The following is a 4850-nucleotide window of genomic DNA, read 5'->3' as shown; positions in this document are numbered from 1 at the left end:
AAAAGACAGACTGCATCATACTCATCATAAACAGCTATGCAGTCCGTTCTGGCATTCAAGGTCTAACAGGCCCTAGACCCCTCCAGGTCATCAACATCCAAAGAAACCAGACTATTCATGACCGATATTATCTCAGAACTGCGAAAAAGACGAAATCACAGAATTTGTTCTACCAAATGATTTTTAAAACTTGCCACGTCCTTCGAAGGCAATTTCATCTAGCGACAGGCGCCCAGAAGGATATTCGCGTTCGCGCAGAGCTTCAGGCAGTCCGCCTGCATCGCCACGACGACCGATTAGGAGTGCTGCATGGATCTGATAATCCTCCGGAAGTTCGAGCCCCGCATGCGCCAGATCGTGCTCAAAACCGCTAGCGGGATGCACCGACCATCCTGAGTGCACAGCCTGTATCTGAATTAGGGCGGACGCCGCACCAGCGTCGAATGCATGCGTCGGAGATGGCACTGACTCGCCTGTCTTGGGAGAAATAGTTATCGTTCTCGACACAATATAAACGATCGCAGACGCATTTTCTGCCCAGGTCCTGTTGAACGGAATTAGCCAAGACAGGAATCGTTCCCAGTCCGCTGCGTTCCGTCGGGCAAAAATAAAGCGCCATGGCTGACGATTATAAGCCGAAGGAGCCCATCGACCGGCTTCTAGCAAGCCGAGCAGTTCCTCCCGTCTGATATCCACAGGCTGGAAAGCCCGTGGTGACCACCGATTCAGAATAACTGGTAAAACAGCGAAATCTGACGCACGATCAAAAGCTTTTTTCATAATATCAACCCTGTCCAGAAATGAGAAAAAGGTTCACCACTTCACGCTGCATGCACGCCTAGAGCTTCAAGCAATCGTTCGCGCAATGGTTCAAATCCCGGATCCGAGTGACGACGAGGCCGAGGAAGAGTAACGGGGATATCCACGCGAATACGACCTCGTTCAAGAACCACGGCCCGATCGGCGAGGATAAGCGCTTCGTCCACGTCATGCGTCACGAGCAAAACCGAGCAACCGTGTTTTTTCCAAAGAGCCGCCACCATTTCCTGCATCTTCAACCGCGTCAGAGCATCCAGCGCGGCAAAGGGCTCATCCAGCATGAGAAAAGCCGGTTTCCTGACAAATGCGCGGGCCAGAGAAGCTCGCTGTGCTTCGCCACCGGAAAGGGTCATCGGCCAAGCTTCGACGCGATGCAACAGCCCCACTTCTTCCAGAACTGCCTTGGCGCGAAGCTTCGCACTTTGATCTTTCTGGCCCAGCACAACGTTCTTCCACACACGCTTCCATGGAAGAAGACGATGCTCCTGAAATACCACCGACACCTCGCTGGGGCGGATCACTGCACCATCAGTCACCGGATCAAGTCCTGCAAGAGTTCTCAGCAATGTGGATTTTCCAGACCCGCTATGACCCAGAAGGGCTACGAACTCGCCCGGAGCAATAGCCAGATCCAGTGCGTTCAAAACCGGAGGACCATCGTTGAACCGGCGCGTCAGACGCTCTACAATAACGGGAGTGCCAACATCGGAACCCACATTGGAATTGGGATGATTACGCAAACCCATTATAACGCACTCCCTCTGCGCGCGTCTGGACGCCACGCAAGGAGGGCGCTTTCCAGCAAACGCACGATCTGATCAGAGATCAACCCAAGCACACCATAAACCACAAGTCCCACGAGAATGATGTCCGTCCTAAGAAAATCTTGGGCGTCCATCATCATATGCCCAATGCCGCTCTCTGCATTCACCTGCTCTGCCACCACTAGCATCAGCCACGACACACCAACGGCATATCGCAACCCAGTCAAAAAATCCGGCAGCGCCCCGGGCAAAAATATGTCTCTGATCGTCTGCCATCGGGACAACCCTAGCATAGACGCCATTTCCAGAAGTTTTGGATCGATGGACCTAATCCCCTTGTGAAGATTCAGATAGATCGGAAATGTTGCTCCAAGTGCTACGAGCAGAACCTTCGGCGTTTCTCCAATACCGAACCACAAGATAAACAACGGAACCAAAGCCAGCGCTGGCAGCGTTCGCAAAACCTGTAACGGGGCATCCACCACATCCTCACCTATGCGGGACAAACCAGCGACGAGCGCCAACATCACGCCCAAGCTAATAGCAAGACCCAGACCAATCCCCGCACGCAGCAACGACACACCAAGATTAAAAGGCAGCGTCCCGTCACGCACCAGCATCCAGCCCGTCACACCAATCTGAACCGGTGAAGCAACTACCCTCGTCGAGAGCAGATTCACAGAGCACGCGATCTGCCACAGTAAAACCAGTCCAATGGGTGAGACATAACGTCTGACGATACGTAGTCTACTCAAACTGCGGCTCTTTCGATGGCCTTTGGTGGTTATGTACGTTCCGGCCAATGTAACGGTGTCCAGCATCAACATCTCCTTAACGGCGAAGGGATTTAACAAGCATCTTGCCATTATCCACGGAGTGATGTCAGGTAAATATTCTAAACACCATCATTTAGCGGGATTTAATTGTCTCTGTTCGCACATTCCGTCATCTTCTGAGAGTTACCTGTCTTCTCATTAACCCTTTCGTTTTTACGGTCGAGAAGAAAGGTCGCGCTTTCTCGTCTCGTGAAGATCGAACCGGCGGTAATATTCTTTCTTCAGGTTTCGACGCCCAACCATCGCTTTGCAAAACTCCTCAATTTGACAGAACAGCACGAGGTATAAAAATGAGTAACTTCTTGAAAATCGGTGTGGCTCCGACCGGAGTGGGCGGCCCAGGCGAGGGACTTCGATGGCTCGACCCTGAAATTCCAGTCGATGCCAGTGTCAACGTAGACTGGTATATCGATATTGCTCGTCAAGCAGAAGCAGCCAAACTTGACTTTATTTTCATCGTGGATAGCCAATTCATCACACCCTACTCACCTCCGCATTACCTTAATCGTCTTGAACCTCTTACTCTTCTTTCCGCGCTAGCCGTAACAACAAATCATATTGGCCTAGTCGGGACTTTGACCACTTCCTATAATTCTCCTTTCAATCTCGCCCGCCGTCTTGCTTCACTCGATCTAATAAGCCGCGGACGCGCAGGCTGGAACGTTGTGACAAGCGGAGACAGCGGGACAGCAGGCAATTACAGTCGTGATGAGCACTACGACTACGACACGCGCTACGCGCTTGCCCATGAGACAATTGAAGTCGTGCGCGGCTTGTGGAAATCTTATGAGGAAGATGCCATTGTCGCTGACCGGAAGACAGGCGTCTTCCTTGATCCTACAAAGCTGCATACTTTAAATCACCAAGGTCATTTTCACAAAGTGACGGGACCGCTCAATATTCAGCGCTCTTCCCAAGGCGAGCCTATTATCTTTCAAGCAGGAGACTCCGAACAAGGCCGTGACCTCGGCGCTGCGACGGCCGATGCGATATTTACGCACGCCCATTCCATTGAAGCTGCCCAAATTTTCTATCGAGACATCAAAAATAGAGCAATATCCTACGGTCGCAATCCGGATCAGGTATTAATCACACCAGGTGCACGAATATATGTTGCGGATACGAATGATCAGGCTCGTGAAATTGAAAAAAACTATCATAATTCGGATCACAGCTTCGATCTCGCATTGAAGGAGTTCGGTCGGGCATTCGGCTGGCACGACTTTACCAGCTATGATGTTGATGCGCCCTTTCCCGCTCAGACGCTGCTGCTCGCGGAAAAAAGCTGGTACACTCAAGCCAAACGCATCACCGATCACGCAGTTTCCGAAGGCTTGACACTGAGGCAGGCCGTCGAACTGACACGTCAATATCGTCCGGGCCCATTTGTCGGAACGGCCGAGACTGTGGCACATGAACTTGTCCGCTGGCGCAACGAGCGTGCGCTTGATGGCATCAACTATTACTTAAGCCACCCAGGGCAATTCAAGCGCTTCACAGCCGAAGTTTTACCTATTCTCCGTGATCTGGGTGCCTTTCGGAAGGAATATGAGGGCACAACAATTCGTGATAATCTCGGCCTTCCCACAGCAGCTTACAGGAATTCTACCGACGCCCGAGAGTCTAACCTTATTCTCCGTAGTGCTTAATAAAGCCAATACGCCCATTATGCCTCGATAAAGGTAATTAGCCGTAGATTCCTGATCCTTCTTCGAAAGAACAGGAATCGAGGGCCTTCTCTTAGCAGTAAAGAAAAAACTTGCTTCTTCACTAGATAATTCATTTATATACATGGAATTCAACAGGGAGGTTTCTTAACAGCCCCCTCAAACAGGATAATACCTTCGTTCCTCAATTCTTTTTTTTGCGGCGAAATGCACGCCAACTACTGACTTAAACATGACGATTATAGCTATTTTTCTAAAATAGACTCCACGATCGCAAAATACTTTACCTGCAATCCCTACATTACGAAAAAAATATGAGGCTTTCCGCGACATCCAGAAATGTTATTTGCAGATAACTTGGGTGTTAATGCCTCCACCTCCATCTTAACTGAATACTAAAAATCGAGAAACCTATGGTTCAACATATTCGACTAGGATTTCTAACCCATCTCCAAGGTAGCAAAGACCCCGCCTCTCTGTTCAGAGACACTATCGAAACTTTTAAAGTTGCTGAATCATTGGGATTCAGCACTGGATGGATCGCACAACATCATCTAGAAAGCGGTCGCGGCGAGCCAGGGGCTGCAGCAGCCCCGCTCATTCTTCTTGCATCAATTGCTGAAAATACACAATCGATTCACTTGGGAACAGCAATCATTACTATCCCGCTCGAATCCACTTTAAGATTAGGCTCAGGACTCATAGCCAGAAGATGACGGTTGCGGCGAGACAGATTGCCGAGAAGAAGACGGTCGGGCATCTGT

Annotated in this window: 5 protein-coding genes; 2 read left to right on the top strand and 3 right to left on the bottom strand. The window is 50.2% G+C overall.

Annotated elements, in window-relative coordinates; all coding sequences use genetic code 11:
• Positions 1-183: 183 nt before the first annotated feature.
• From JK199_RS15650 to JK199_RS15640, 3 genes are read right to left on the bottom strand one after another with little or no spacing between them, the layout of a single operon-like run.
• Positions 184-780, bottom strand: coding sequence for a nitroreductase family protein (locus JK199_RS15650; protein ID WP_212377725.1), 597 nt, complete (start codon positions 778-780; stop codon positions 184-186).
• Between the two features lie 41 nt (positions 781-821).
• On the bottom strand, positions 822-1565 hold the full coding sequence (locus JK199_RS15645) for an ABC transporter ATP-binding protein (protein ID WP_212377722.1): 744 nt from the start codon (positions 1563-1565) through the stop codon (positions 822-824).
• The gene (locus JK199_RS15640; RefSeq protein ID WP_212377719.1) at positions 1565-2404 is read right to left on the bottom strand and encodes an ABC transporter permease; all 840 of its coding nucleotides are present in this window, start codon (positions 2402-2404) and stop codon (positions 1565-1567) included. The genes JK199_RS15645 and JK199_RS15640 overlap by 1 nt, the downstream gene beginning before the upstream one ends.
• 305 nt (positions 2405-2709) lie before the next feature.
• On the opposite strand from JK199_RS15640, the gene JK199_RS15635 reads away from it, so the two are divergent.
• Positions 2710-4068, top strand: coding sequence for an NtaA/DmoA family FMN-dependent monooxygenase (locus JK199_RS15635; protein ID WP_212377715.1), 1359 nt, complete (start codon positions 2710-2712; stop codon positions 4066-4068).
• A 431-nt stretch (positions 4069-4499) separates the two neighbouring features.
• Entirely contained in the window at positions 4500-4802 is a 303-nt protein-coding gene (locus JK199_RS16110; protein WP_212377665.1) for an LLM class flavin-dependent oxidoreductase, read from the top strand.
• The last annotated feature ends 48 nt before the right edge of the window (positions 4803-4850 follow it).

The sequence above is a fragment of the Acetobacter persici genome, from assembly GCF_018256955.1.
GTDB lineage: Bacteria > Pseudomonadota > Alphaproteobacteria > Acetobacterales > Acetobacteraceae > Acetobacter > Acetobacter persici.
This window is presented reverse-complemented; position numbering and strand designations above follow the sequence as displayed.